The organism is Amycolatopsis thermalba, assembly GCF_023376025.1.
GTDB classification, from domain to species: domain Bacteria; phylum Actinomycetota; class Actinomycetes; order Mycobacteriales; family Pseudonocardiaceae; genus Amycolatopsis_E; species Amycolatopsis_E thermalba.
Genome location: NZ_CP091196.1, coordinates 3,947,583 through 3,973,117, shown reverse-complemented (window position 1 = coordinate 3,973,117; position 25,535 = coordinate 3,947,583). Strand labels below are relative to the sequence as shown.

The window sequence follows — 25,535 nt, the reverse complement described above, 5'->3', positions numbered from 1 at the left end:
TCGCCGGCTTCCTCACACCTCCGCGAGCGACTCGGACCCCATCTCGGTGAGCTGGTGAACGATCTCCCGCGGGCTGCGTTCACCCACCTGCTTCTGCAGCAGCGGTGTCCGGTCGAGCACGAAATCGCGGACGGGGCGGAGTGCCCTGGGGATGTGGTGGAACACCTGCCCGAGCACGTAGGCCTGCTGGACCTGGGCTGTCGTGTGCCGGATGCGCCCCCGCTCGTAGGCGAGGAGCGCAGCGCGGACGGCCGCGGTGTCGCCGAGATCCACGTGCTTGAGCTTCTTGGCGAGGACGTAGGCGTCGGTGATGGCCATGCCGGCGCCGTAGGCGGCGTAGGGCGAGGTCGGGTGTGCCGCGTCGCCGGCGAGGGTGATGCGGCCCTTCGACCACTGCTTGAGCGGCTTGCGGTCGCGGATGATCCAGCGCTGCAGGTTGCCGGGCGGCGTCGCGGCGATGATGTCGCGCAGGGACGCGGGGAATTCGGCCGTGATGGTTTTCGCGTGGGCGAGCAGGTCGGTGGGCGCCGGAGCGTCGGGGTCGGCGGCTTCGACGATCCACCACTGGTATCCATCGCGGCCGCAGTCGCGGATCGAGGAGTAGCTGCCCTGGACCCAGTTGCCGTGCATGATCGGGTTCTCGCCGGGGGTGGCGGTCGGCGGGAGCTCGTAGGTGAAGCCACCGATCGCATGCAGCCGGTGTTGCCGTTTGGGCGAGTCGCCCCACAAGGCCTTGCGGACAACCGAGTCGATGCCGTCGGCGCCGATCAACACGGGCGTCTCGATCACCTCGCCGTCGGCGAAGGTCACCGCGACGCCGTCGCCGTGGTCGCGCAGCGCTGTCACCGTCCGGTTCGGCTGGACGACGCCGTCCGGCATGGCGGCCAGCATCCGTTCGAAGAGAACGGGCCTGAGCAGGCCGATGAACCCGCCGTGGTACTCGGCGAGCACGTCCTGCGGCAGCCGCACCTCGGCTCGCACGTGCCCGGTGTAGGCGTTGCGGAACGAGCTGCGGCACGGTGCGCCGAGGTCTTCCACGTCCACGCCCATCTCGGCCAGCGCGCGAATGGGCGGGGGCCACAGGTTCAGGATGTTGCCCGCGGGACGCGCCTCGGGGTAGCGCTCGTACAGCCGGACGTCGATGCCGACCTTGCTCAGTGCGAGCGCGCTCGCCATGCCGGCGGGTCCGCAGCCAACGATGACAACCGGGTTTGGCATGTGTTTCTCCTCGTTGAGTTTCCTCGCCACCCACGACGGTGGGCGCAGCTACAGCGGTGCCATCGCCGCCATCGTCACCTCGAAGGCAACGGCGTCGGGATCGATGTCCAGCGAGTGGTCCTGCTCCCATCGGCCGATCTGCTCCGAGCCCTGCACGATGGTCCGGCACCGCTCGAACCGCCGGGCCATGAAGTTGGCGAGAACCTGCTCGGCGGGGATGTCCCTGGCCACTTCCTCGGCCAGGACCACGCCGTCTTCGATGGCTTGCGCGCCACCCTGCCCGCACTGCGGGGACGTGCCGTGCGCGGCGTCGCCGATCAACAGGACCCGCCCGCGGTACCAGGGCGGCGGCACCAGGACCGTGTCGATCGGCCGGTACACCACGTCCGCGTCGTTGGTCACCAGCTCGCGGTGCTCGGCGATCGGGCCGCCGTACTCGGCCAGGCGCTCCCGGTACACCCTGGCAAGCCCCTCCCGCGGCAGCCGGACCGGTCGCCCGGCGGGCGCCTTCTCGATGGTCAGCATGTACATCAGGTCCGGCCCTAGGGGGCAGAACCCGGCCGATCCCGCCGACCCGCGATAGATCGACAGCCGGTCGAGTTCCGGGATGCGCGGCAGGTTGATCCGCCAGCCCACCTCGCCGGTGAACTTCGCCTGGTATTGCGTGCCGAACACCATGTCGCGGATCTGCGAGTAGAGCCCGTCGGCGCCGACGAGGAGGTCGTAGGACCGTTCGTGCCCGTCGCTGAACTCCACGTCGACGCCGGATTCCCGCTGCCGCAGAGCGGTCACGACGACACCGGTCCGGACCTCCGCCCCCGACTCGCGCACCGCGTGCACGAGGATCGAGTGGAACCGGGTCCGGGTGATGCCGTTCGCCGGGGGAAGCCCAGGCAGCAGCGCCGGGAACGCGTCGTCGTGCAACGGGGTCACGCCGTCGGCGAGCCAGCTGCGCTGACCGAGGATGGGGTGCCCCAGGGCGACGCACTCCTCGGCCACGCCGAGTTCGGCCAGTGCCCGCAGCGCGTTGCCCGGCTGGATGATCCCGACGCCGTAGACGTCCCACGCCGGGTTGCGCTCGATGAGGTCGACCTCGACCCCGTGGCGGCGCAGCGCGATCGACGCCGACAGCCCGCCGATACCGGCCCCCACCACCAAGACCCGGCCGATCGCGCTCATCGCCGGCTCGTCTCCACCGCACCGAAGAACTCGCGGCGCTGCGCCATGGCCTCCTTCTCCTGCGCGGCGGCCGTTTCGTCCGCGGCGGGCCAGGCCTCGTGGAAGCCGGGCGGGGGCGTGACGTTGCGGTAGATGCTCGCCCCAGGGTTACCGCGCGCGGCCTGGTAGGTGGTGGCCTCCCAGTCGGGCATCGTGTTCACCCAACCACCGGAGTTGATCTCCATCCGGAACCCGCCGGGCTCCCGCACGTAGAGGTAGGTGATCTCGTCGATGCCGTGGATGCCGGGGCCGAACTCGATCGGGGTGCCGTTGGCCAGGAAGACCTCCGCGGCGCGTTCGACGTCGAGCCGCTGGTCGACGCGGAAGGCGATGTGGTGGGCGCGACCGGTCACCCCGCTGAAATCGGGCACGAGCGCCATGTCGTGGGTCGAGCGGATGCCGTTGCAGGTCAGCGTGGAGAACACGGAGAACCCGGGTTCGGCCTCGGTCTGCGCGGTGTGGCGCGCGCCGAGCTGCTTGTAGAACTCGATGTCCCCGCGCATGTTCGCCGTCGGCATGGTGACGTGGTCGAGGTAGCGGGCGCCGATGCCACGGCCGGAGTAGCGCTGCGGCCGGTTGGGGATGGCCGGGTCGCGCTCCTCGGGCGGGGCCTGGTAGCGGTCGACCTCCCAGAACACCTCGTGCAACTGCCGGCCGTGCGGGGCGCGGTACTGGTAGGTGGCACCGTGACCGGTCCAGTCGTCGACCCAGCCGACGGCCTCCTCGGTACCGCCCAGGCGCTGGGCGACGATCTCCGGGTCACCCGGTCCGTAGGTGCGCCACCCTATGCGGCCGACGCCCGGTTCGCGGCCCTCGGTGACGATGAGGCTGGAGTGCAGCCACTCCGCCCAGCCGCGCAGGTACACCGACTGGCCCTCGCGGGTGGTCTCCTCCAGGCCGAAGACCTCCTTCATCCACTGGACCGTCTCGTCGGGCTTGGGACTGATCAGCTCGACGTGCGCGAGCTGGGACAACAGGATTTCGGACATGGGCCCTCCTCGGCTCATGGATGGGGTGGGGTCAAGCGCGGCAGCGCAGCGGCCGGCCGCCGTTGTAGGCGACCATGGCCCGCAGCGCGGCGTGGAAGTCGACCGCGCCGCCGGTGTCCTCGGCGTAGGCGCGGTGCAGGTTGCCGACGATGCGTTCGGCGTCGGTCCAGGACGCGAAGCGCCCCAGATCCGTCTGCCGGGCCAGGTCCAGCGGGGACAGGCCGGCTGCCTGTCCCTCCGCGGCGACGTCGAGCACGAAACGCAGGTAGGCCACGACTTCGGCGATCACCTCGGGACCGCAGACCGGTCCGTGGCCGGGCACGATCCTGCGCGCGCCGAGCGGGGCCACGAACTCCTCGAGCACGGCGATGGTGCCGCGCACCGACCCGGACAGCGCGAACGGGGTGCCGCCGTTGAACAGCAGGTCGCCGGCGAACAGCACCGACCGGTCCGGGATCCACACGACCACGTCGTTGGTGGTGTGCGCGGTCCGGCCCGGATGTATCACCTCGCACCGCAACTCGTCGGCCCACAGCGTGATCCGGTCGGTGAAGGTCAGCTGCGGCAGCGCGAGTTCCAGGTCGCCGTAGTCCACATCGGACCAGATTCCGTCGTTCGCGGGCAGGCCCAGCACCCGCATCTCGGGCCGGGCCTGCTCGTGGGCGACGATCGTGGCGGTGGGGAACAGGCCGTTGCCCGCCGTGTGATCGGGATGGTGGTGGGTGTTGACCAGTGTCCGGACCGGAGCGTCGGTCAGCCCGGCGATGGCGGCGAGCGCGGCGCGGGTGCGGCGCTCGGTCGCGCAGGCGTCGATGGCGACCACTCCGGAGCGGCCGACCACAAATCCGGTGTTGTTGATCATCCAGCTGCCATCGGGCTGGACGAAGGCGTAGATCCCGTCCGAGATCTCCTCCATGTGACCGCCGCTCACGTCGGCACCTCCTGGGTCCCCGGGAGCGACCCCAGGAGAGCGCGAGCGTTGCCGGACCGGATCGCCTCGGCGGCCTTGGGCGGCAGGCAGGCGTGCGTGAGCCGGTCCAGCGGGTCGGTGATCCCCATGTCGAACGGGTAGTCGGTGCCGAGCAGGACGCGGTCCGGCCCGACGGCGGTGACCAGCGCGCGCAGCGTGTCCGGGGTGTAGACGAGCGCGTCGAACCACATGCGGCGCAGGTAGCTGCTCGGCTGGTGCGCGCAGGTGCGCGACTCCGGGCGGACTCGCCAAGCGTGGTCGCCGCGGCCCAGGTAGCCCGGCAGGTAGCCGCCGCCGTGGGCGGCGAGGATCTTCAACCGGGGATGGCGGTCCAGCAGTCCCGAGAAGACGATGCGGGACAACGCGATCGTGGTTTCGGCCGGTTGCCCGACGATGTTGGACAGGTACGCGGTGGCCAGGCGCTCGCCGAGGGTGCATCCCCAAGGGTGTACGAACACGACCGCTCCCAGCGCTTCCGCGCGTGCCCAGAAGGCCGCCAGCGACTCATCGGACAGTTCCCGGCCGGCCACGTGCGTCGAGACCTCCACCCCGCGCAGGCCGTCGGCCACGGCCCGGTCCAGCACCTCCACTGCGAGGTCCGGATGCTGCAACGGCACCGTGCCCAGCCCGACCAGCCGGTCGGGCGCGGCGGCGCAGTGCTCGAGCACCCCCTCGTTGGTGAGCGCGCTGAACTTCACTGCCAGGTCGCGGCCGGCCCAGTAGTGGTGCAGCGGCATCGGGCTCACCAACTGCACGTCGACGCCGGCGTCGTCCATGGCGGCGAGGCGCGCGGCCGGATCGGTCAGGGCGGGCAACAGCCGCGTCATCTGATCGCGGTTGACGGCGGCCGACGCGGCACCCGCGCCGCGGGCGTCGGCGGCCCGTTCGGCTGCCAGTCCGGGTTCATTCGCGAGCAGCGCTTCCGCCGCACTGACGAGGACGTGGGCGTGCACATCCACGACGCGGCTCATCGTGGCTCCTCAACGCAGCGATTGTGCTGGGCTCCGATGCCCGAGATGGCCGCCTCCAGGACATCACCCGGCCGCAGCCAGCGCTGCCACGCGCCACCGTTGCCCGCCGGGCTTCCGGTGAGCAGCAGATCGCCGGGGTACAACGTCGTCGCCGCCGAGGCGGCCACGATCAACGCCGCCACGTCGAACAGCAGGTTCGCGGCGACGTCGGCCTGCTTGCGCTCGCCGTTGAGGTCCAGCGTCAGCTCCAGGCGACGGTAGTCCGGCACGAGATCGGCCGGCACGATGAACGGCCCCAGCGGCAGGAACGTGGGGCGGTTCTTGGCGCGTAGCCAGTCCCCGCCCAGTGGCCGGTGCTCCGCCGGGAACTGCAGGTCCCGCGCGCTGATGTCGTTGACGACGGTGTACCCGGCCACGTGGTCCATCGCCCGCTCGCGCGGCACGCGGCGCGCGGTGGCGCCGATGACGACCGCGAGCTCGACCTCCCAGTCGACCTGCCGGGACTCGGCGGGCAGGAGCACGTCGTCGTCCGGCCCGCAGATCGCGGCCGGCAGGCCGGTGAAGAAGAACGGGCTGCCGGTACGCACCTTGGCGTCCATCATCTCCTCGGCGTCCCGGCGCAGCTCCTCCTCGCTCCGGGTGTCGCCCGGGTCGCGGCCGGACACGACGATCTCGGCCACGTGGGCGCGGTAGTTGGCGCCTGCCTGGATGATCTGCCACGGCTCCACCGGCGCCAGCACCGTCAGCGCGTCGAGGGGGACCCCGCCCGGCGGCCGGGCGAGTTCCGCCAGCCGGGGACGTACGCGCGCCCAGTCCTCCAGCAGTCCCCGGACGGTGGCGTTCTCCTTGGCCCACTCCTCGGTGTCCAGGCGCCGCACCCGGTCCCCGGACACGAGCCCGGCGAAGGTGTCCACGCCATCGGAGAAGGTGCCGAGCGCGTACCCGTTGACCCATCGCTTCATCGCGTCTGCCTCATGGACAGCGACGCTAACGACGAGGAGCGGCCGGGCGGAAATACCTTGCGTGGATACCAGCTATCCGACGACGGCGACCAGTTGCTCCCGCAGCCACCGGTGCCCGGGGTCGCTGTTGCGGCGGGAGTGCCAGTACGCCGACTCCCGCACCGCACGGATCTCGAACTCCGGCTCGAGCAGGACGATCCCGGCGGCATCGGCGACCTGGCGCCCGAGCCGTTCCGGGATGATCGTCACCAGACCGGTGCCGGCGAGCAGGAACGGCATCGTGACGAAGCTGATCGCCGTGGCCTCCACCCGGCGGGAGATCCCGGCCTTGTCGAGATCCTCCTCGATCAGGCTGAACCCGTCAGGTGGCGCGAAGGCGAGGTAGGGGTGTTCGGCCAGCGCCGCCGCCGGCAGCGACCCTCCCGCCAGGGGATGTCCCCGCCAGACCGCGCCCACGAACCGGTCGGCCAGGACCGGCACGCTCGCGCAGTCGCCGAGGCGCTCCCCCTCGGCCAGCGACTCCGGCAGGATCGCCAGGTCGATCTCGTCGCGTTCGAGCAGCCGCAGGAAGTGACCTGAGATCTGCGCCAGTTCCAGGCTCAGGTTCGGCGCGAGGCCGCCGATGCGGCCCAGCAGCGGCCGGATCAGCATCATGCCGACGTAGTCGCTGGCGATCACGCCGAAGGTCCGGCGGTCGTGCGCCGGATCGAACCCCGGTGGCTTCACGATGCTCTGCTCGATGGTGGCCAGCACGTCGCGAACCGGGTCGACCAGCGCCTCGGCCCGCGGGGTCAGCTGCAGGTACCGCCCGTGCTTGACGAGCAACGGGTCCCCCAGCACCTTGCGCAACCGCGCCAGCGCGGTACTGGTGGCCGGCTGCGACATGTGCAAACGCTCGGCGGCACGGGTGACGTTCTGCTCGCGCAACAGCGCGTCGAGGACCACCAGGAGGTTGAGGTCCACCTGTCCCAGGTTCACTCGCGTCACCCTCCCTGCGCCGTCGCCACGCGACCGATCCTAACGACGATCCATTCACCGGGCCGATACCTGCCAACCACGCTCTGCATTTCCGCCGGATCCGGTGGCGTCCCTAGCATCGCGGCAGATCCGCGAAGGAGGCGTGATGAGATTCGCCCGGCACCGGACGGATCAGGGCCCCAGACTCGCCGTGCTCGACGATGAGGACGCCCTGATCGATCTGGACACCGAACCCGACCTGCCCGCACTCCTGGCCCACGACGGCAGGCTGCGGTCCGCGGGCGAGGTCGCGCTGCGCACCCGGAGGCGTGTCACCCCCTGGGCTGGCGCGGACCTGATGGCGCCGCTGGACCCACCGACCGTTCGCGACTTCTCCACCTTCCCCGAGCACACCGCGGGGGTGGTCAAGATGCTCGACCCCGATGCCGAAATTCCGGCGGAGTTCTGGGAAATCCCGGCGTTCTACTTCTCCAACCCCTACGCCACCGTCGGCCCGCACGACGACGTGGAAATCCCACCCGGATGCGCGCTGTTCGACTTCGAACTGGAAGTCGCGGCGGTGGTCGGCGCTGCCGGCCGGGACCTCGGCGTCGAGGACGCCGCGGACCATCTCGCCGGGTTCGTCGTCCTCAACGACTTCTCCGCCCGCGACGTGCAGTTCCACGAGATGCGGATGCGGCTGGGACCGGCCAAGGGCAAGGACACCGCGACCGCGCTCGGCGCCGTGTTCGTGACGGCCGACGAGCTGGCGGACCGGCGGTCCGGACCCTCCTACGACCTGGCGATGGAGGTCCGGGTCAACGGCGAGCTGATCGGGCAGGACCGGCTGGACAACATGGCCTGGAGCTTCGCCGCGCTGGCTACCTACGCCTCGCGGGGCACCTGGATCCGCCCCGGCGACCTGCTCGGCTCGGGAACCTGCCAGGGCGGGTGCCTGGCCGAGCTGTGGGGCCGGCACGGGCGCGACCACCTCCCACCACTGCGCCCCGGCGATGTCGTGACGACCAGCGTGGAACTGCTGGGCGGGACGCGGAACCGGGTGGTGCCGGGACCGCCGCGCCACGAGATCCTGCCCTGGCGGCGCCCGTGAAGCGCGTCCTCGTCACCGACCACCCGTGGCCGTCCCTCGACCTCGAGTCGCAGATCGTCGCCGCGACCGGCGCCGAGGTCGTCGACGCAAGCGGCGATCCCGCGGAGATCGCCCGCCTGGCCACCGGCGCGGACGCGATCCTGACCTGCTTCGCGAAGATCCCCGCCGACGTGCTCGACGCGGCCCGGCGCTGTCTCACCGTGGCCCGTTACGGCGTCGGCGTGGACAACATCGACGTCGCCCGTGCCACCGAGCTGGGCATGGTGGTCAGCAACGTGCCCGACTACTGCTCCGACGAAGTCGCCGACCACACACTGCTGCTCATCCTCGCCCTCGCGCGGCGGCTCGTGCCGCACACCCGGCTGCTGGGCCACGGCGGCTGGGACGTCACCGGCACCGGCACGCCGAGCCGGCTGCGCGGCAAGGTTCTCGGCCTCGTTGGGCTCGGCACCATCGGACGCGCACTCGTCCCCCGGGCACTGGCCGTCGGCCTGCAGGTCCTGACCTGGAGCCGGACCGACCGAGCAGTGCCGGGAACCGAACCGGCCGCGTCGCTGGAGGAACTGCTGGCCGCCAGCGACATCGTGTCGCTGCACGTACCGGCCACCCCACAGACGCGAGGCATGATCGGCGCCGCCGAACTGGCGAAGATGAAACCCACCGCGTGGCTGGTCAACACCGCACGCGGCTCGCTCGTCGACACCGACGCCCTGGTGTCCGCGTTGCGCGACCGGGTCATCGCCGCCGCCGCGCTGGACGTCACCGACCCCGAGCCCCTCCCGCCCCACCATCCACTCCGGACCCGCGACGACGTGGTCCTCACCCCGCACGTCGCGTTCAACTCCGACGGCTCACTGGCCGACCTGGCCCGAACCGCCGCCACCAACGTCGCCGACGTCCTGACCGGACTCGTCCCAGCCACGGTGGTCAACCCCGAAGTCCTGTCCAGCACGGCCCTGAGGATGCGATGATCGCCGAACACCTGGTGCGGCGCGGCCTCGCCACCCGCACCGAAACCCTCGACGTGCGGCCCCTGACCGGCGGGGTGTCCAACGACGTCTTCGCCGCCACCGGCCCCGGCGTCGACGTCGTCGTCAAACGCGCGCTGCGACGGCTGCGGGTCGCACAGACCTGGACCGCCGACCCCGCGCGCATCACCACCGAAGGCCGCGCCCTGCGGCTGGCCGGGCGCATCACCCCCGGCGCGGTCCCCCGCGTGCTCGACCTCGACGACGGCTACCTGGTCATCAGCCGCGCTCCCCGCACCTGGCACACCTGGAAGGATGAACTGCTCGCCGGCACCGTCCGACCGTCCGTCGCCGGAGAGCTGGGGCACCTGCTCGGCCGCTGGCAACGGGAGACAGCCGCGATGCCGGGCGTGCTGCACGACTTCGCCGACCGGACCGTCTTCACCCAGCTGCGGGTCGACCCGTTCCACCGCGCCATCCGGCGCCGCCACCCCGACCTCGCCGGGCCGATCGACACCACCCTGTCGGTGATGGCCGAGACCACGACCTGCCTGGTGCACGGCGATTACACACCGAAGAACGTGCTCGTCGATCCCGATGGCCACCAGCTGTGGGTCATCGACTGGGAGGTCGCCCACGCCGGCGACCCCACCTTCGATCCCGCCTGGACGGTCGGCCACCTGCTGCTCAAATCACTGCACCGGCCCACGGCCGCCCCCGCCTGCGCCGCGGCCGCGCACGAGTTCCTGGACGCGCTCGAAGTGCCCCTCGACGAGAACCAGCTGATCCGCCAGACCGGCTGCCTCGTGCTCAGCCGGGTCGACGGCACCAGTCCCGTGGACTACCTGGCGCCCACAGCCCGGGATCGCGCGCGGGCGCTCGGCCGCCGTCTCCTGCTCGACCCGCCCGACGTGGTGACCGACATCTGGAAGGACCTGACGTGAGTGACACCGCCATCAGCGCCGTGCGGGCGTGGGAGGCCCTCGACTCCCGCGGCAAGCCGACGGTCGGCTGCGAGGTGCGCCTGGAAGGCGGGGCACGTGGGGAGACCACCGTCCCCTCCGGTGCGTCCACCGGTCGCCACGAGGCCCGCGAGCTGCGCGACGGCGGAATCCGGTACGGCGGTCAGGGCGTTCGCGGAGCGGTCAGCGCCGTGTCCGGGGAGCTCTTCGGCGCCGTACGCGGTCTGGACGCCACCGCCCAGAGCAGCGTGGACCAGGCGCTGCGCAGCGCGGACGGCACCACCGACCTCGGCCGGCTCGGCGCGAACGCCATCCTCGCCGTCTCGGTCGCCACCGCACTCGCCGCGGCCGACGCGCGCGGCCTGCCCCTCTACCGCGCCGTCGCCGACGACGACGCCACTCCCCTGCTGCCGCTGCCCATGGTTAACATCATCTCCGGCGGCGCCCACGCCGGCCGCGCGATCGACGTCCAGGACTTCCTCGCCGTGCCCGTCGGCGCGCGCTCGTTCGCCGAAGCCCTCGAATGGTGCTCGCGGGTGCGGGCCGCCACCGCCGACGTCCTCACCGCTCGCGGCACGTCACCCGCGCTCGTGGCCGACGAAGGCGGGCTCGGTCCGGTCCTGCCGACCAACCGGGCCGCGCTGGACCTGCTGACCGCCGGGATCGAACGCGCCCGGCTGCGCCCCGGCGACGACATCGGGATCGCCATCGATGTCGCCGCCACCCAGTTCTTCACCGGCGACCGCTACCGGCTCGCCGCCGAGGACCGCGACCTCACCGCCCACGAGTTGATCGATGAGCTGGCCGGCTGGTGCGACCACTATCCCATCGTGTCCATCGAGGACGCTCTCGCGGAGGACGACTGGACGGGCTGGCGCGACGCCACCCAGCGCCTGGCCGGCCGCCAACTCCTCGGCGACGACCTGTTCGTCACCGATCTCGCCCGCCTCGACCGCGGCGTGCGTGGCCAGGTCGCCAACGCCGTGCTGGTGAAGCCCAACCAGACCGGCACACTCACCGCCGCCCGCGCCGTCGTCCGCCACGCCCAGGACAACGGCTACACCACCGTGCTGTCCGCACGCTCCGGCGAAACCGAGGACAACTGGCTGGCCGACCTCGCCGTGGGCTGGCGCACCGGCCAGATCAAGGTCGGCTCCATCACCCGATCCGAACGCACCGCCAAGTGGAACCGCCTGTTACGCCTGGAAACCGAACTGGGCGAGGACGCCGACTACGCCGGCGCCACCGCGCTTCGCGCGAGCGCCCGTACCACACTTGACGGTGCACGACGCACCTGACGAGCGTCGTTGAGTTCGCACAGCGCTGGTGGCACCCCGGCCAGACCGGGGTGCCACCAGGCAAGGGTTACCGCACCGCGACGCGGTACTCGCCGCCGGGCACGGTCAGCAGCACGTACCCGCCGGACTCGGTCGCGCCCAAGGCCGTGCCGCGGCCGTCCCGCCATACCGTGCGGCCGTTGACCGACACGTCCGCCCCGCGGGTCACCGGCACCGCGATCACGCCGCTGGTGCCCGCCGGCGTGCGCGCGGTCAAGGCGAACCGGCCCGCCTTCTGCTCGGAGCTCCAGCTGACCTCGATGTCACCGAACGCGGTCGGCACGCTGCCGGCGCTCCACTTCAGCTCGGCCGGACGCGGCTGGATCCGCCAGCTCTGGTAGCCGGGCCCGACCGGTGCCACGCCGAGGACCTGCTCGGTCAGCTGCACGGTCGGCGAGGCGGCCCAGCCGTGGGCGAGGCTGGCTGTGGCGCGGTTGACCCCGCCGTCGCTGTTCTTGAACTCCCAGAACGCCCCGGTGTAGAGCAGGTTCGCCGGATCGACCATCGGCCCCCAGGTGCGGCGCATCAACTCCAGCGCTCCCCCGGTGTCACCGACCGCGAAGCGGCCCGCGGTCTCCATGCCGTTGGCGAACGGTTCGATCGTGTGCCCGGTCGGGTCCTTCAGGCCCGGCCCCATGATCGCGCCGTAGGGAGTCCACAGTGTCCTGATCGCGGCCAGCACCCGCCCTTCCTGACCGGCCGGCACGAACCCGTACTGCAGCGCCAGCGCGTTGGCGTCGCCGACGAGCACGCCGGGGTTGGTGCTGCTCTGCGGGTACGCGCCGAGCTGCGGGTTCCACAGCTTCGTCATCACGGCGGTCTTGATGGCGTCCGCCGTGGCGTCGTAGCCCTCGGCGGCCGAGGCCGACCCCACGGCACGCTCCAGCCACGCCATCTCCCGCAGCAGGATGTAGTAGTCGATGCTGTACTTGGTCACTTCGCCGGTCTGGGTGGCCTGCCAGTAATCGCGGTCGTTGGACACCACGAGGTTGTCGGCGGTGCGGAAGCTGTCGTTGTAAGCCAGTTCCCGCCGCAGCGCCGGCAGGACGCTGGTGATGTAGGCCTTGTCGCCGGTGTAGCGGTAGTAGTCGATGAACGCCCGCGCACCGTAGCCCGAGTAGTTGTTGGAGTAGAACAGCGGCGAGCCCTCGGGCGAGGTGCGCTTGGCGAAGTCCGGCGAGCCGGGGAACGCCCCGTCCGCGCGCTGCTTGGCCAGCAGCACGTCCAGCGACGAGCGCAGGTAGTCCGCCCCGACGTCGCCGAGGGTGCTGATCGCCGTCGGCCCCTGCACCAGCAGGTCACCGGTCCAGATGCTGCGGTCGCGCTTGGCGCCGTCGTAGATCCGGGCGTCGGCCAGCCCGTTGAGCCCGGGCGCCTTGAGGTTCATCTGCAGCGTGTACGCGCCGGAGTACCACATCCGGTTGAGCTGGTCGTCGCTGGAGAGGAACCAGCCCCGGTAGTCGGCGGGGGTGGCGCGGTAGGCCTGGAAGTCGACCCCGGCCGAGGACAACGACACGCTGCCCGGCGAGCTCACGGTGACCAGCGCGAACCGGAACCCGCCGTGGAAGCCGCCGTTGAGACGGCCTGGCCCGGTCGGCTGCAGGGTGTCCGGACCACCGACACCGGCCAGGCCCCGCGACTCGTCCGAGCTCGGCGCCCCGGGCGAAGTCGTCACCGGGGTGCCCGCCGCCAGGTCGCGGGGCAGGCCGGAATCCAGGTCGACGGTCTTGGCGGCGGGGTCGAAACCGGTGATCGTCCGCGTGACGGCGTCCGCGCCGGTGCCGAAGGTGATGGTGTTCCCGGCCTCCAGGTTGGCGGCCGAGGCCAGCGGCACCCGGGTCGTTCCCGCCGGGACGGCCGCCGCGACCGTGGTCGACGCGGGTGTCCGGATGTACTGGCGCGCCTCGGACGTCACGATCGTGATCGTGGGGCTGCCGGTGACAGCGGTGATGTCGAGATTGGGCACGCCGCCGACCTCGCGACCGAAGTCGAGCAGGACCGACGCCGGGGTGCCGCCGGCCGCGGTGGTCAGGGTCGTCGCGGGCCCGTGCCCCGAGACCAGGGTCCGGGGGTGGCGCACGTCCCCACGCTCTTGGGCGGCGACCGGACGCACCTGCGGGGACGACGGCCCCAGGACGTATTGCTGCCACTTGGCGGACGCCGACTGGAAGACTGTGTCCGGCACCGGAGCACCGGCAGCGGGCACGGTGGCGGTGACCATGGTCGCGACCGTCAGCACGCCAACGGCCACACTTCGCGCGGATCTAGGAGTAAATCGTTTCAACTCCGACCTACCTCTCTCCCTCGAGCGGATGTTCGTTTCGGAGTACCGGGAAGGTACGGGGCCGCCCCCGCCACGGTGCAAGGATTTGTCCGGAACCGGACATGCGGAACGCCTGGATGGCGCAGCACTACCATGGGCTGATCGACACCGTGCCGACATCGACCGAGGAGGACAGGCTGAACAGGGTGACCATCCGCGAGGTCGCCGAACTGGCCGGCGTGTCCCCCGCGTCCGTGTCGAACTTCTTCCACAAGCCACGCAAGCTCTCCGAAGCCACCCGCGAGCGCATCCAGCAGGCCGTCGACAGGCTCGGGTTCGTGCCCAACGACGTGGCCCGCACACTGCGGATGGGCGTCAGCCCGGTGATCGGGTACATCGCCTTCGAACTGGCGGGAGCGACCACCCCGGAGATCGCCGCGGCGATCGAGCAGCGGGTCTCGGCGCGGGGAATGTACCTGTTGATGGCCAACGACACCGGCTCCCAGCAGCGCGAACGCGCCTACCTGCAGCTGTTCGCCAAACAGCAGGTCAGCGGCGTGATCATCGCTCCGGTCGGCGACGTGGAGGACGAACTCGCGCAGATGCGCGCGCACGGAATCGCCAGCGTGCTCAGCGCCCGCCGTGCGGTGTCGCCGGAACAGGCGTCGGTGTCGATCGACCACGTGGAGGGCGGCCGCCTCGCCATGCGCCACCTCCTCGACCGGGGGCACCGGCGGATCGGCTTCGTCGCCTCGTCGCTCGAACTGCGCCAGGTGGCCGACCGGCTCAACGGCGCCCTGTCGGTGGTCGGGTCCGTCCCCGGCGCGACGCTGGAGATCATCCCGGTGCCCGAACGCTCGGTGGACGCCGGAATCGCGTGCGCGAACGACATCGCCGACCGCTCACCGGAGCACCGGCCGGACGCGTTGTTCTGCGTCAACGACCTGCTGGCGATCGGGGTCGTCCAGGCCTTCGTTGCCGGCCGGCGGGTGAGCGTGCCGGGCGACATCGCGGTCATGGGCTACGACGACATCGAGTTCGCGAAGTCGACGATCGTTCCGCTGAGCACGATCCGCACGCCGCACGTCGAGCTCGGCCGCGCGGTCGCGGACCTGCTGTTCGAGGAAATGACGGTCCTCGAAGCCGGCACCGACCCGGAGCACCGGCGGCAGATCGACTTCTCCCCCAAGCTGGTGGTCCGCGCCTCCACGGGCGGCGACTGACCCTCCCGCTCAGCGGCCACGCCGCCGGGCGGCGGTTGCGCCGAGTGTTGAATCGTTTTACTCTCACCGGCACCAACCTCGTTACCTCCTCTAGCAAGACTCGCAATAACCATAGGTAAATCGTTTTACCTCTCTTCGACGATGAAGGAGAACCCCATGCCCGACCCGACATCGGCGCGCCTGGACCGCAGGCACTGGCTGCTCGCGGTGGCCGCCGGAATGGCGTCCCTGCTCGACTCCGGCGCGATCATCTCTGTCGGCCTCGGGCTGGCGCTCTGGAAGAAGGCGTTCGACCTGGACGTGTGGACCGTGGGCGTGCTCGGGTCCGCGCTCACGCTGTTCATCGCCGTCGGCGCGCTCACTGGCGGCCGCCTGGCGGATCTGGTCGGCCGCGGCCGGATGTTCTCGATGACGATCCTGCTCTACGCCGCGGCCGCGGTCGCGGTGGCCGTCGCGCCCAACGCCACCGTGCTCGTCGCCGGCGTGATCGTCATCGGTGTGGCGGCGGGGGCGGACCTGCCGACCTCGATCGCGGTGCTGTCCGAGCGGGCGCCGCAGGGCGCTCAGGGCCGTCTTGTCGCGTTCACCCACGTCATGTGGACGGTCGGCGTCGTGCTCGCGACCGCGCTGGGCTTCGCGGTGTCCGGGCTCGGGCTGACCGGCATCCGCTTGATCTTCGGACTGCTGGCCGTGCTCGCGGTCGCGACGTTCGCGTTCCGCGCGTTCTACCCGCCCTTCCGCGACCTGGAGGCCGACGCCGAAGCCCGGCACGCCGCGGCCGGCGTCGATGCCGCGAAAGCGTTGCCCCTCAAGGAACTCGTCCGAGAGCGCTCCTACCTCGGCATGATCGCGCTCACCGCGCTGTTCTACCTGTTCTTCACGCTGGTGGCCAACACGTTCGGCTCGTTCAAGACCTACTTCCTGGTCACCGTCGGCGGCACCACCCAGGCCGTCGCCACCGCCGTCTCCTTCGGCACCACGCTCATCGGCCTCGTCGGCACCGTGGTGTTCACCCGGATCGCGGACACCCGCTGGCGCAGCAGGTTCTTCGCCGCGGGCGTGGTCATCTTCGCGTCCTGCCAGCTGCTCATCGCCGTCACCGGCGGTGTCGTGCTGCCCGCGATGATCGCGGCCCTGGTGCTCTACAACATCGGGTTCCCGTTCGTCGGCGAGGCGCTGTACAAGATCTGGACCCAGGAATCGTTCCCGGTCAACGCCCGCGCCACGGTGCAGGGCGCGACCATGGCGGTGGCCCGGTTCGTCGCCGCGGCCTTCGCCCTGGTCACGCCGGCGCTGATCGCCTGGAGCCCCTCGGGTTTGTATTACCTGCTGACGTTCTTCGCGCTGGTGTCCGGCTTCATCGGGGCAGTGATCATCCGGCGGGTTCGCGGCTCAGGCGTGATCGAACCGGCGCCGCTCGCCGACGAGGTCCGCTCATGACGGTCGCGAACCCGCCCCGCATAGGCCTGACCAGTGAGCCCTTCGCCCCGGACCCCTGTCCCCCGCTGTCGTGGACGACGACCACCACGGCCGGCGACTGGGTCCAGGCCGGGGCGGACCTCGAACTCACCACGGACGGCACCCGGCACACCGCGTACGTGGAAGGCGACGCGTCCGTGCTCGTGCCGTGGCCGTTCGCGCCGCTGGTCCCCCGGCAGACGGCCCACCTCCGGGTCCGGGTCCACGGCACGGACGGCTCGCGCTCGAAATGGAGCGAGCCGACCACGGTGACCGCCGGATTCCTCGCTCCTGGCGAATGGGAAGCGAGGTTCATCGGCTCTGGTGCGGAACATCCGCACCTGCTGCGCGGAACGTTCCGCCTTCGGGAAGGCGTGCGGCGGGCGCTGTTGTACGCCACGGCGTTCGGCGTCTACGACGCGCGGCTCAACGGCCAACGGGTGGACGACGCGGAACTGAAACCGGGCTGGACCAGCTACCAGTGGCGCCTCACCTACGACGTCAGCGACGTGACCGCCCACCTGCGGCCTGGTGTGAACGAGCTCGGCATCGAGCTGGCCGGCGGCTGGTACACCGAGCGGTTCGGCTTCCGCGACGCCGCGAGCCGGTTCTACCAAGGACCGCCCGCCGCCGCAGCGCAGCTGGTGATCGAGTACACCGACGGCACGACGGACACGGTGACCACCGGCGAGCACTGGCGCTGGGCGCGTGGCCCGGTCGTCTCCGCGAGCCTGTACCAGGGCGAAACCTACGACGCACGACGGAAACCGGATTCGTGGCGCCCGGTCGCGCTGATCGACGTCCCGGACGTGACACCCGAACCCCGGTGCGCACCGCCGGTCCGGGTGATCGAGCACCGCGCCGTCGAGCAGGTCCGCACCACACCGTCCGGCAAGACGATCGTCGACTTCGGACAGAACCTGGTCGGCCGGGTGCGGATCACCGTGTCGGGGCCGGCCGGACACACCGTCACGCTCCGGCACGCCGAAGTGCTCGAACACGGCGAACTGGGCACCCGCCCGCTGCGCAACGCCGCCGCGACCGACCACTACACGCTGCGCGGCGACGAGGTGGAGACCTGGGAACCGAAGTGGACGTTCCACGGGTTCCGGTACGTCGAAATCGGCAACTGGCCGGGCGAGTTCGACCCGTCCGCGGTCACGGCGTCGGTAATGCACACCGACATGCGGCGTACCGGCTGGTTCACCACGAACCACCCGCTGGTGCAGCGGTTCCACGACAACGTCGTCTGGGGCATGCGGGGCAACTTCGTGTCCATCCCCACCGACTGCCCCCAGCGCGACGAACGCCTCGGCTGGACCGGCGACATCCAGGTCTTCGCTCCCACCGCGTCATTCCTCTACGACTGCGACGCCTTCCTCCGATCGTGGCTACGGGATGTCGTCGCCGAGCAGCGCGCCGCGGACGGTGTCGTGCCCATGGTCGTGCCGGCGGTGATCCCCCAGGTCCCCGGCCTGTCCGAACCGGTCGCCGCGTGGGGCGACGCGATCACCGTGGTACCGACGGTGCTGCACGAACGCTTCGGCGACCGGGAGCCACTGGAGTCGTGCTTCACCGCCATGGCCGCCTGGGTCGACACGGTGAGCGACCGCTGCGCCGGTGCGCTGCTGTGGGAGCGCGGTATCCAGTTCGGGGACTGGCTCGACCCCGATGCTCCGCCCGACCTACCCGGGCAGGCGAAGACCGACGCCGGGATCGTCGCCACCGCCTACTACTTCCGCTCCGCCGACCTGACGGCACGCGCCGCCGTGCTCCTGGGCCGCGACGACGACGCCCACCGCTACGGCGACCTGGCGCGGCGAATCGCCGCCGCCTTCCGCGACGCCTACGTCACGCCCAGCGGCCGAATGATGTCCGACGCGCCGACCGCCTACGCCCTGACGATCGTGTTCGGCCTAGTCACCGACGAGCGCCGGGCAGCACTGGGCAGGCGGCTGCGCGAACTGGTCCGCGCGTTCGGCTACCACATCTCGACAGGCTTCGTGGGCACCCCGATCATCTGCGACGCGCTCACCGCCACCGGGCACGCCGACGCGGCCTCGCGCCTGCTCACCACGACCGAATGCCCGTCGTGGCTCTACCCGGTGACCATGGGCGCCACCACGATCTGGGAACGCTGGGACTCGATGCTCGAAGACGGCTCCATCAATCCCGGCCAGATGACCTCGTTCAACCACTACGCCCTCGGCGCGGTGGCGGACTGGCTGCACCAGCACGTCGCCGGCCTCGCCCCGGCCGAGCCCGCCTACCGGCGCATCCGAGTGGCACCGGTGCTGCTGGACACCCTCGACGACGCCGCCGCCTGGCACGACACGCCGTACGGCCGGGCGTCCGCCGGCTGGCGGCGAGAGGGAGACCTGGTGCGGTTCCACGTCGAGGCACCGCCCAACACCCGCGCCGAGGTGCTCCTGCCCTCCGGGGTGAAGTATGAGGTGGGCAGTGGGATCCACGAGTGGGCTGAACCCCACCTTCGCGCGACATCGGCACGTGACGACCTGAGCCTGGACAGCGATCTGACCACGGTGATCGACGATCCCAGCGCCTACCAGGCCGTCCTCGGCGCGATCCGCGACCTCGATCCCGACCGCGCGGCCACCTTCCGCCGCACCACGAGGTGGACGCCCGGCCGCTCCCTGCGCGACCCGCTCAACAAAGCCCCGCTGGATATCCTCGACGCGGTCGACAAGGCGCTCCGCGGCCTGCCCACCACCTCAGCGGTCCCGGAGCGTGCAGAAGATCTGGCGCCGCCCGATGAGGACGACGCCCGCACGTGACCCTTCCCAGCGTCCCCAGTCCTCCGCAAGCGACCGAACTGGACGAAGAAGCCGAGTACGCCGGCGTGTCAACCCGGCGCCCCCGTGATTCGCGAGGTGCGGACGCGTGTCTGCAGGTGGTACCTGCTTCCGCCCTGCCGCTCCAAGCGCCTTCCAGCCGCCCGGGTAGATCGCGGCGACGACGCGGCCGCCCGTTCGTACCACCGGCGGGCACTGGCGAGCGCGATCTCGGCCATGTATTTCGCAAGCGCCAGACCGCGGTCGGCAGTTCCATTGCGTTGAAGCCCCGGGCGGAACTGGGAAATCCAGGCGCACCTGTGCCGGTCCAACCCGCCGACGTAGGGACCGAGGTTTCCGCCAGGATCAGGTGCCTTACGAACGCTGCGGCAAAGACCTCTCACCTGATCATTCTCACGGCCCCGCACCACCGGTAGCCCTTGCACCGGGTCACGAATGAAGGTCCCCTTCGACGGCACTGTGACGACGAGTCCCTCGTCTCGTAGGAGCTGAGTCGCGTGGCGAAGGGTGCCGAGCGCGACGCCAAGTTCTGCCGCCAAGCGCCGTTCGGCCGGTAGCGGTGTGTTCGGCGGGAGTTCACCGGATTCGATGCGGGCCTTGAACTGCTCGAAAACCGTCCGATAGAGATATTGCGGAGTTCGACGATCTTCCGTCATCGCCGACTCCGGTGCACGCGTACCCAGCCGTTTTCTTCGTTGAGCGCAACCTTCACGCGCTCGGGCATCGCGTGGCGAGGGCGATGCTGCGGCCGAACGCTTCTCGCCGAGGAAGGCACGCCACGGCAAATACGAGAAATCCACCGCCACATCATTCTTCCCTCCAGGTTTGGTGCGGTGCTACACACCAAACGACGGTGCAATGCGCGAACAGGGTCTGTTCAGGGTCTGGTTGACACCTCACCTGTGAGGTTCCGGCCTCGCCTGGAAGGATGTCATCGTGCCCAAGCCCTATCCCCGCGAGTTCCGTGACGACGTGGTCGCCGTGGCCCGTCGCGGCGAGACCCCGTTGAAGCAGGTCGCGAAGGATTTCGGGATCTCCGAGTCCTGCCTGGCCAACTGGCTGCGCGCCGCCGACGTCGAGGACGGCACCCGGCCCGGCGTAACCCGCGAGGAGTCCGCTGAGCTGCGCGAACTGCGTAAACGCAACCGGCTGCTGGAGCAGGAGAACGAGGTGCTGCGCAAGGCGGCTGCCTATCTGGCGCAGGGCAATCTGCCGGGAAAATAGCCTTCCCGCTCGTCCGTGAACTGGCCGCGGCCGGCGCCCCTGTGCGAGTGCCGGTCGCGGTGACGTGCAGGGTGCTGGGTATCTCCCGGCAGGCCTACTACCAGTGGCTTCGCGATCCGGTCTCGCAGCGGGACTGGGATGACGCCCATTTGATCAATGCCGCCCTCGACATTCATGCCGATGACCCGGCCGACGGGTACCGGTTCATCGCCGACGAACTCGCCCAGCGCGGGTTCACCGCCTCGGAGAACCGGGTGTGGCGGATCTGCTCGATGCAACAGATCTTCTCGCTGCACGCCAGGAAGAAGGGCCCTCTGCCGCAAGGCCGGGCCGCCGGTGCACGACGACCTGGTGCGCCGCAGCTTCACCGCCGACGCGCCGAATGTGCTGTGGCTGACCGACATCACCGAACATGCCACCAGGGAGGGAAAACTGTATCTGTGTGCGATCAAGGACTGCTACTCCAACAAAATCGTCGGATACTCCATAGACACGCACATGCGGGCCTCACTCGCCGTCAGCGCGCTGCGCAACGCGATCGCGCTACGCTACCCGGCCGGCACCGTGGTCCACTCCGACCGAGGGGCCCAGTTCCGCTCCGCCGCCTACCGGCGAATGCTCCGCAGTCACGGGCTGGCCGGATCGATGGGCCGTGTCGGCGCCTGTGGTGACAACGCCGCGATGGAATCATTCTTTTCGTTGCTGCAGAAGAATGTCCTCGACACTTGCCGGTGGCGCACCCGCGACGAACTGCGGCTGGCGATCGTGTCCTGGATCGAGACGAAGTACCACCGCAAACGCCGCCAACGCGCCCTGGGCAAGCTCACCCCAGTCGAGTTTGAGACCATCTACACGCCCGCAACAGCGGCCTGAAAACAGTCAGCCCCGGTGTCAACCGAAGTCTGGGCAGACCCGGGCTCCGCATCGCCGCTTCAACCTGGGCACGGCGTGCGCTGTTGACCAAGTGCGAACTGGAACCTACTGCATGAGGCATCCGGTGGAACTGCTCGTGCAACCGTCAGAAAATGTCAGCCCCTTCGGGCAGACTACGCGCATGGAAGGAAGCGACGTCGGGTTCGTGTATGTCTTGACCAATCCCGCGATGCCTGGGTTGGTCAAGATCGGTTTCACCACTGATCTGCCAGAGGACCGCGCCGCGGCTTTGTCACGCCATCCTGGCGTGCCGCTGTCCTTCACCGTCGAGTTCCGAGCGCTCACCACACGATGGCGGGCTCTCGAAAAGCTCGTCCACAGATACCTTGCTGACGCACGCGTCAACCCGAAGCGAGAATTCTTCCGTGTCCCCGTCGACCGGGCGATCGAGACTGTCCGGGAATGCGTCCTCGACATCGACGGCATCGATGCATGGGGCACGGGCGCCTCAAGCCGCCCGCACCTGATCGGCGACCCCCAGCGCATCAGCCTTGCCTTGGAAGCTGGAGACATCTTCGTCTTGTTGTCTCACTCGGGCCTATCGTCGTCGCACGGCTTCGGGTGGCAGCCAGTCGATGTGTGGCAAGCGCACGCGAACGGAGACCAATTGGAGATCATTCCTGCCGCGCGCGAGGGCGAGACCGCCGGGTTCAGCATCGGAGACGAGCTTGGCGCTCAGGACCCCGTCCCCCATCTGGACCGCGAGCGGAAGGTCAGCAACGGGCTACTGCTCGGCAGAGAGCGGCTCACTCCAGGCGACCGGGTGCTATGGCTGTCGGATTCCGGCAATGTGGTCGAGAAGTGCAAGAGCGTCCTGTTTGAGGCATTGGCCTATTGTCAGGTCGTTTACCGGAGCTGGACCCCTCAGCTGACGACGGACGGGCACCCTCTGCTTCTCAACATCCTCACGCGAGAACCGAGCCCGGCGATGGTCGCCGCATCACAACACGCGATCGCGCTTCCAGCCCCACGGGCATGGGCCCCACGGCCGACAGCCCAATCAGCTCCGATGGACCCAATCACGCCCGAGCGCTGGTTGCCCCAATTACGCCCACGCGCTCAACGGAAGAAGAAGTCTCAGCATCGTTCGACCCGCAACACACGACACGGCGCGTGAAAGCGGAACTCTCACGCCCGCGCTACCAACGCCGATCCACTGAGCGGGCGCCGAACGGGCTCCACACCCGACGTCACCCACGCGCACAGGCGCGTGCGCATTGCCAAGGCTGCCCTGCGACCTGACCTCCCGTGCACCGCATGCCGGTCGGCCACGTGGAGCCGCGCTTCCTGCCCCCAGCTGGTCAAGCGGCTTCCCTACGCGACGATGCCATCGTCGACGCCTACTACGTCATGCTCGGCGCCGCCCTGCTCGAGCTGCAGATCTCGGCGAGGTAGAGGGCAGGAGCATAGCCAGCCCAGAATGGATGGCAGCGACACACATTCAGCAGGTTCTCCTGAATCTGCGCACCGGTCCGGCGCAGAACCTCTTGTTCGCCTACACTTGCTGGCGGGCCACGCCTGCCTTCGTGCACTGCTGACGACTATCGGGGTGCACGGCCTCGCCGACGTGCCCGCCGCGCTCGCACTGCTCGCGTCCGTCGCGGTGATCGTCCGGCTGCTCGCCGTCGCCGTGCGGCACGTGTGGCAGACCCGCCGGCACCACACGCGGCCACCTCGCTCGTCCCCTGCGCACCGCCGATCCCACGCCGTTCTGCCGTCCCGACCTGGCCCAGCCGGCGCGGTGAGACGGTTGCTCCCAGGTGAGGGAGGCCGGCCTCAGACGGTTTCCCGTACTTCTCCGACGGGTTGGGTGCCGCCTTGATCGTGGTCAGCACTCTCAAGTCGACGGCGCGAGCGCCGGCGGGTTTCTGCGCTGATTCCCCCGGCTGACCGCCGCGCCAAGCCGAACGCCGGCCCGGTCCCGCCGGGGACGCGGACGAGCCCGTGGCTCAGTAGCTGAACGTGGTGGCCGGCTCGTCACCGATCCAGTTCCACATCGGGACCGTGCCGTTGAGCTCGGCGCCGCCGATCAACGTGTCGGGGTCCAGCTGCTTGGCGTTGAAGCAGATCGGGCAGACGAAGTACCGCCCGCCCGCGGTCTCGTACCGCTTGACCAGGTCGGCCAGCGGTGGGCAGCCGTCGCAGGCCACGCCGGTCGCGGTTTTCGGCACGGCGAGCCGGACCGCCTCCTTCGCCAGGAACATGAGCGTCTCGCGGCCGGTCTCGGCAGCGCCGACGGCGACCAGGAACGCGACGGTGACCTTTTCCGGATCTTCCAGTCCGGTGCTCAGGCTGATGACGGCTTTGCTGGGCATGGCCCCTCCTCGGAGTCGGATGAGGGCACGGTAGGAGGGGGCCGGCGCCGTGTCGTCGGGTGTTCTCCCTACAAATCGAGCGGGTCGAGCAAGCCGTTGCGCAGCGCGAACAGGGTCGCCGTCGCCCGCGAGGACGCCCCGGTCTTGGCGTAGATCCGCTCGATGTGGGTGCCCGCCGTCTTGCGGGAGATCCCCAGGCGCGCGGCCACGTCGCCGGTGGCGGCACCCCGCGCGATCAGGACGAGCACCTCCACCTCGCGCGGTGTCAGGCCCGCGGGCCCGGGGCGGCGGGCCTGACGCCCTTCGACACCCGCCGCGGTCAGCACGGCGTGGGCGGCGTCGGTGTCGAGACGTCCGGCCCGGACCTCGCTGCGGAGCACGCCGGCAGCCGCCTTCGCCGGGAGGGCCGGACGGTGCGCGCGCGGCTCGAGCATGGCCCGGTACGCGCAGGCCGCGGCCAGGATCCGCCCGGTCATCGGCACCGCGGCACCGCCGATTCCGCGGTGGTACCCGCTGCCGTCGTGGCGCTCGTGCGCGAGCGCCGCGACCGCGCCGATCCTGCCCAGCTTCGCGGGCCGGGCCAGCACGCGTTCGGTGTAGTACGCGCTGAGCCGGATCCGTTCCCACTCGGTGACCGACAGCGGCCCCGGCTTGCCGAGAACGGTCACCGGCACGCCGTGCAGACCGATGTCGTGGACGAGACCGGCCCGGTGCAGGACCGTCAGGTCCCGCGGCGGCAGCCCCATCACGCCGGCCACCCGGCCGGCCAGTTCGCCGACCCCGCGGGAATGGCCGGCTCGCCAGCCGCTGCGCAGATCGGTGAAGTCGGCCAGCCCCTCCAGCGCGGCGTCGAGTTCCCGTTCGGACAACCGGCGGCACAGCGCCGGCTCCGCCGCGAGCACCCGCGGCACGTCCACGGTGTCGCCGAGCCCGTCCAGCAGTTCGCCGGCGTGCGCGCAGAACGCGTCGACGACGGCCGGCGCGAACTGACCACCCCGGCGCGCCCGGGCCACGCCGACCGCGGCGTCCACGCCGCCATGCCGGTGGTGCACCTCGGCCACGTCGGCCAACTGGAACAGCTGCACCAGCGGGGACACGTCGGTGGCACCCACACCAGCCGGGACGCCGCGACCGTCCCACCGGGTGAAGAACTGGCGCAGGGCGGTGCCCACCTCGTGACCGAGGCCGAGCCGTTCCGCGAGCACCGCCGTGGTCAGACAGTGCGACTGGATCCCCCGCGCCACCCGGTTGCCGTTGGTGAGCATCAGCGTGGCGACGGCCCGGATCCGGCGTGGCGTGGCCTGGCCGGCGGCGGCGTGGCGGGCGAAGAACGCGGCCCCGGACAGCCCGGCGAGGTCGGCGTCGTAACTCCCGGCCCGGAAAGCGATGTCGTCACCGAAGGACGCCGCGACCTCCGGTGCGTCGGCGACGCAGCCCACCCACGACAGCATGGCGACGTAGAACAGCTCGTCGCGCCGCTCCCCCGCGACGCCGAGGCGGTCGGCCAGCCCCGTGGCGAGGCGCCACGCGCGCAGCAGGTGCTCCATGGGCTGCCCCAGGCCCAGGTCGGTCGCGAGCGAGAACGCCGCCAGCAACTCGGCCAGCGTGATCCCCGAATCGCGATCACGCTCCTCCATGTATGC

At 70.5% G+C, this 25,535-nt stretch carries 20 protein-coding genes and 1 pseudogene; 10 read left to right on the top strand and 11 right to left on the bottom strand.

What is annotated here, in order from left to right:
- Positions 1-12: 12 nt before the first annotated feature.
- From L1857_RS19095 to L1857_RS19065, 7 genes are all read right to left on the bottom strand, one after another.
- Positions 13-1,218, bottom strand: coding sequence for an FAD-dependent oxidoreductase (locus L1857_RS19095; protein WP_094005523.1), 1,206 nt, complete (start codon positions 1,216-1,218; stop codon positions 13-15).
- 48 nt (positions 1,219-1,266) lie between these two features.
- Positions 1,267-2,397: an FAD-dependent monooxygenase gene (locus L1857_RS19090; RefSeq protein ID WP_094005522.1), complete on the bottom strand. Its 1,131-nt coding sequence runs from the start codon at positions 2,395-2,397 to the stop codon at positions 1,267-1,269.
- A complete protein-coding gene (locus tag L1857_RS19085; RefSeq protein ID WP_158224429.1) occupies positions 2,394-3,425 on the bottom strand; it encodes a VOC family protein in 1,032 nt (343 codons plus the stop codon). Before L1857_RS19085 ends, L1857_RS19090 begins: the two co-directional genes overlap by 4 nt.
- A 31-nt stretch (positions 3,426-3,456) precedes the next feature.
- Positions 3,457-4,341, bottom strand: coding sequence for an MBL fold metallo-hydrolase (locus L1857_RS19080; RefSeq protein WP_094005520.1), 885 nt, complete (start codon positions 4,339-4,341; stop codon positions 3,457-3,459).
- Between the two features lie 11 nt (positions 4,342-4,352).
- The gene (locus L1857_RS19075; protein ID WP_249465802.1) at positions 4,353-5,366 is read right to left on the bottom strand and encodes an amidohydrolase family protein; all 1,014 of its coding nucleotides are present in this window, start codon (positions 5,364-5,366) and stop codon (positions 4,353-4,355) included.
- Positions 5,363-6,328 (bottom strand): fumarylacetoacetate hydrolase family protein, encoded by a 966-nt coding sequence (locus L1857_RS19070; RefSeq protein ID WP_116111698.1) that lies wholly within the window; start codon positions 6,326-6,328, stop codon positions 5,363-5,365. The genes L1857_RS19075 and L1857_RS19070 overlap by 4 nt, the downstream gene beginning before the upstream one ends.
- A gap of 72 nt (positions 6,329-6,400) precedes the next feature.
- Positions 6,401-7,306: a LysR family transcriptional regulator gene (locus tag L1857_RS19065; RefSeq protein ID WP_094005517.1), complete on the bottom strand. Its 906-nt coding sequence runs from the start codon at positions 7,304-7,306 to the stop codon at positions 6,401-6,403.
- Positions 7,307-7,451: 145 nt separating this feature from the next.
- On the opposite strand from L1857_RS19065, the gene L1857_RS19060 reads away from it, so the two are divergent.
- The 4 genes from L1857_RS19060 to eno are packed head-to-tail and all read left to right on the top strand — an operon-like array spanning position 7,452 to position 11,624.
- Positions 7,452-8,396, top strand: a complete 945-nt coding sequence (locus L1857_RS19060) for a fumarylacetoacetate hydrolase family protein (RefSeq protein WP_094005516.1) — start codon at positions 7,452-7,454, stop codon at positions 8,394-8,396.
- A complete protein-coding gene (locus L1857_RS19055) occupies positions 8,393-9,367 on the top strand; it encodes a C-terminal binding protein (protein WP_158224428.1) in 975 nt (324 codons plus the stop codon). The genes L1857_RS19060 and L1857_RS19055 overlap by 4 nt, the downstream gene beginning before the upstream one ends.
- A complete protein-coding gene (locus tag L1857_RS19050; protein WP_094005514.1) occupies positions 9,364-10,308 on the top strand; it encodes a phosphotransferase family protein in 945 nt (314 codons plus the stop codon). Before L1857_RS19055 ends, L1857_RS19050 begins: the two co-directional genes overlap by 4 nt.
- Positions 10,305-11,624 carry a phosphopyruvate hydratase gene (eno, locus tag L1857_RS19045; protein WP_094005513.1) on the top strand — a complete coding sequence of 440 codons (1,320 nt, stop codon included), beginning with the start codon at positions 10,305-10,307 and terminating at the stop codon, positions 11,622-11,624. The genes L1857_RS19050 and eno overlap by 4 nt, the downstream gene beginning before the upstream one ends.
- A 67-nt stretch (positions 11,625-11,691) precedes the next feature.
- Here eno and L1857_RS19040 read toward each other — a convergent pair whose 3' ends face one another.
- Positions 11,692-13,743, bottom strand: coding sequence for an alpha-L-rhamnosidase C-terminal domain-containing protein (locus tag L1857_RS19040; RefSeq protein ID WP_249465799.1), 2,052 nt, complete (start codon positions 13,741-13,743; stop codon positions 11,692-11,694).
- 305 nt (positions 13,744-14,048) lie between these two features.
- On the opposite strand from L1857_RS19040, the gene L1857_RS19035 reads away from it, so the two are divergent.
- The 3 genes from L1857_RS19035 (at position 14,049) to L1857_RS19025 (ending at position 19,402) form a co-directional block, all read left to right on the top strand.
- Positions 14,049-15,149 carry a LacI family DNA-binding transcriptional regulator gene (locus L1857_RS19035; RefSeq protein ID WP_198958228.1) on the top strand — a complete coding sequence of 367 codons (1,101 nt, stop codon included), beginning with the start codon at positions 14,049-14,051 and terminating at the stop codon, positions 15,147-15,149.
- 156 nt (positions 15,150-15,305) lie between these two features.
- The gene (locus L1857_RS19030) at positions 15,306-16,589 is read left to right on the top strand and encodes an MFS transporter (RefSeq protein ID WP_094005512.1); all 1,284 of its coding nucleotides are present in this window, start codon (positions 15,306-15,308) and stop codon (positions 16,587-16,589) included.
- Positions 16,586-19,402, top strand: a complete 2,817-nt coding sequence (locus L1857_RS19025) for an alpha-L-rhamnosidase (RefSeq protein ID WP_116111696.1) — start codon at positions 16,586-16,588, stop codon at positions 19,400-19,402. Before L1857_RS19030 ends, L1857_RS19025 begins: the two co-directional genes overlap by 4 nt.
- Positions 19,403-19,470: 68 nt before the next feature.
- Here L1857_RS19025 and L1857_RS35585 read toward each other — a convergent pair whose 3' ends face one another.
- Complete coding sequence (locus tag L1857_RS35585) at positions 19,471-20,076, bottom strand: GntR family transcriptional regulator (RefSeq protein WP_116111695.1); 606 nt, start codon at positions 20,074-20,076, stop codon at positions 19,471-19,473.
- 280 nt (positions 20,077-20,356) lie between these two features.
- Between L1857_RS35585 and L1857_RS19015 the strand changes: the two are divergent.
- The 3 genes and pseudogenes from L1857_RS19015 (at position 20,357) to L1857_RS19005 (ending at position 22,972) form a co-directional block, all read left to right on the top strand.
- Positions 20,357-21,517, top strand: a pseudogene (locus tag L1857_RS19015) (IS3 family transposase).
- Between the two features lie 124 nt (positions 21,518-21,641).
- On the top strand, positions 21,642-22,694 hold the full coding sequence (locus tag L1857_RS19010; protein WP_162831136.1) for a GIY-YIG nuclease family protein: 1,053 nt from the start codon (positions 21,642-21,644) through the stop codon (positions 22,692-22,694).
- Between the two features lie 140 nt (positions 22,695-22,834).
- The gene (locus L1857_RS19005) at positions 22,835-22,972 is read left to right on the top strand and encodes a hypothetical protein (RefSeq protein WP_158224426.1); all 138 of its coding nucleotides are present in this window, start codon (positions 22,835-22,837) and stop codon (positions 22,970-22,972) included.
- A 554-nt stretch (positions 22,973-23,526) separates the two neighbouring features.
- On the opposite strand, the gene L1857_RS19000 is transcribed toward L1857_RS19005, so the two are convergent.
- Both L1857_RS19000 and L1857_RS18995 read right to left on the bottom strand, forming a co-directional pair.
- On the bottom strand, positions 23,527-23,892 hold the full coding sequence (locus L1857_RS19000) for a DsrE family protein (protein ID WP_094005498.1): 366 nt from the start codon (positions 23,890-23,892) through the stop codon (positions 23,527-23,529).
- Positions 23,893-23,960: 68 nt separating this feature from the next.
- Positions 23,961-25,529 carry an HD domain-containing phosphohydrolase gene (locus tag L1857_RS18995; RefSeq protein WP_205413320.1) on the bottom strand — a complete coding sequence of 523 codons (1,569 nt, stop codon included), beginning with the start codon at positions 25,527-25,529 and terminating at the stop codon, positions 23,961-23,963.
- Between the last annotated feature and the right edge of the window lie 6 nt (positions 25,530-25,535).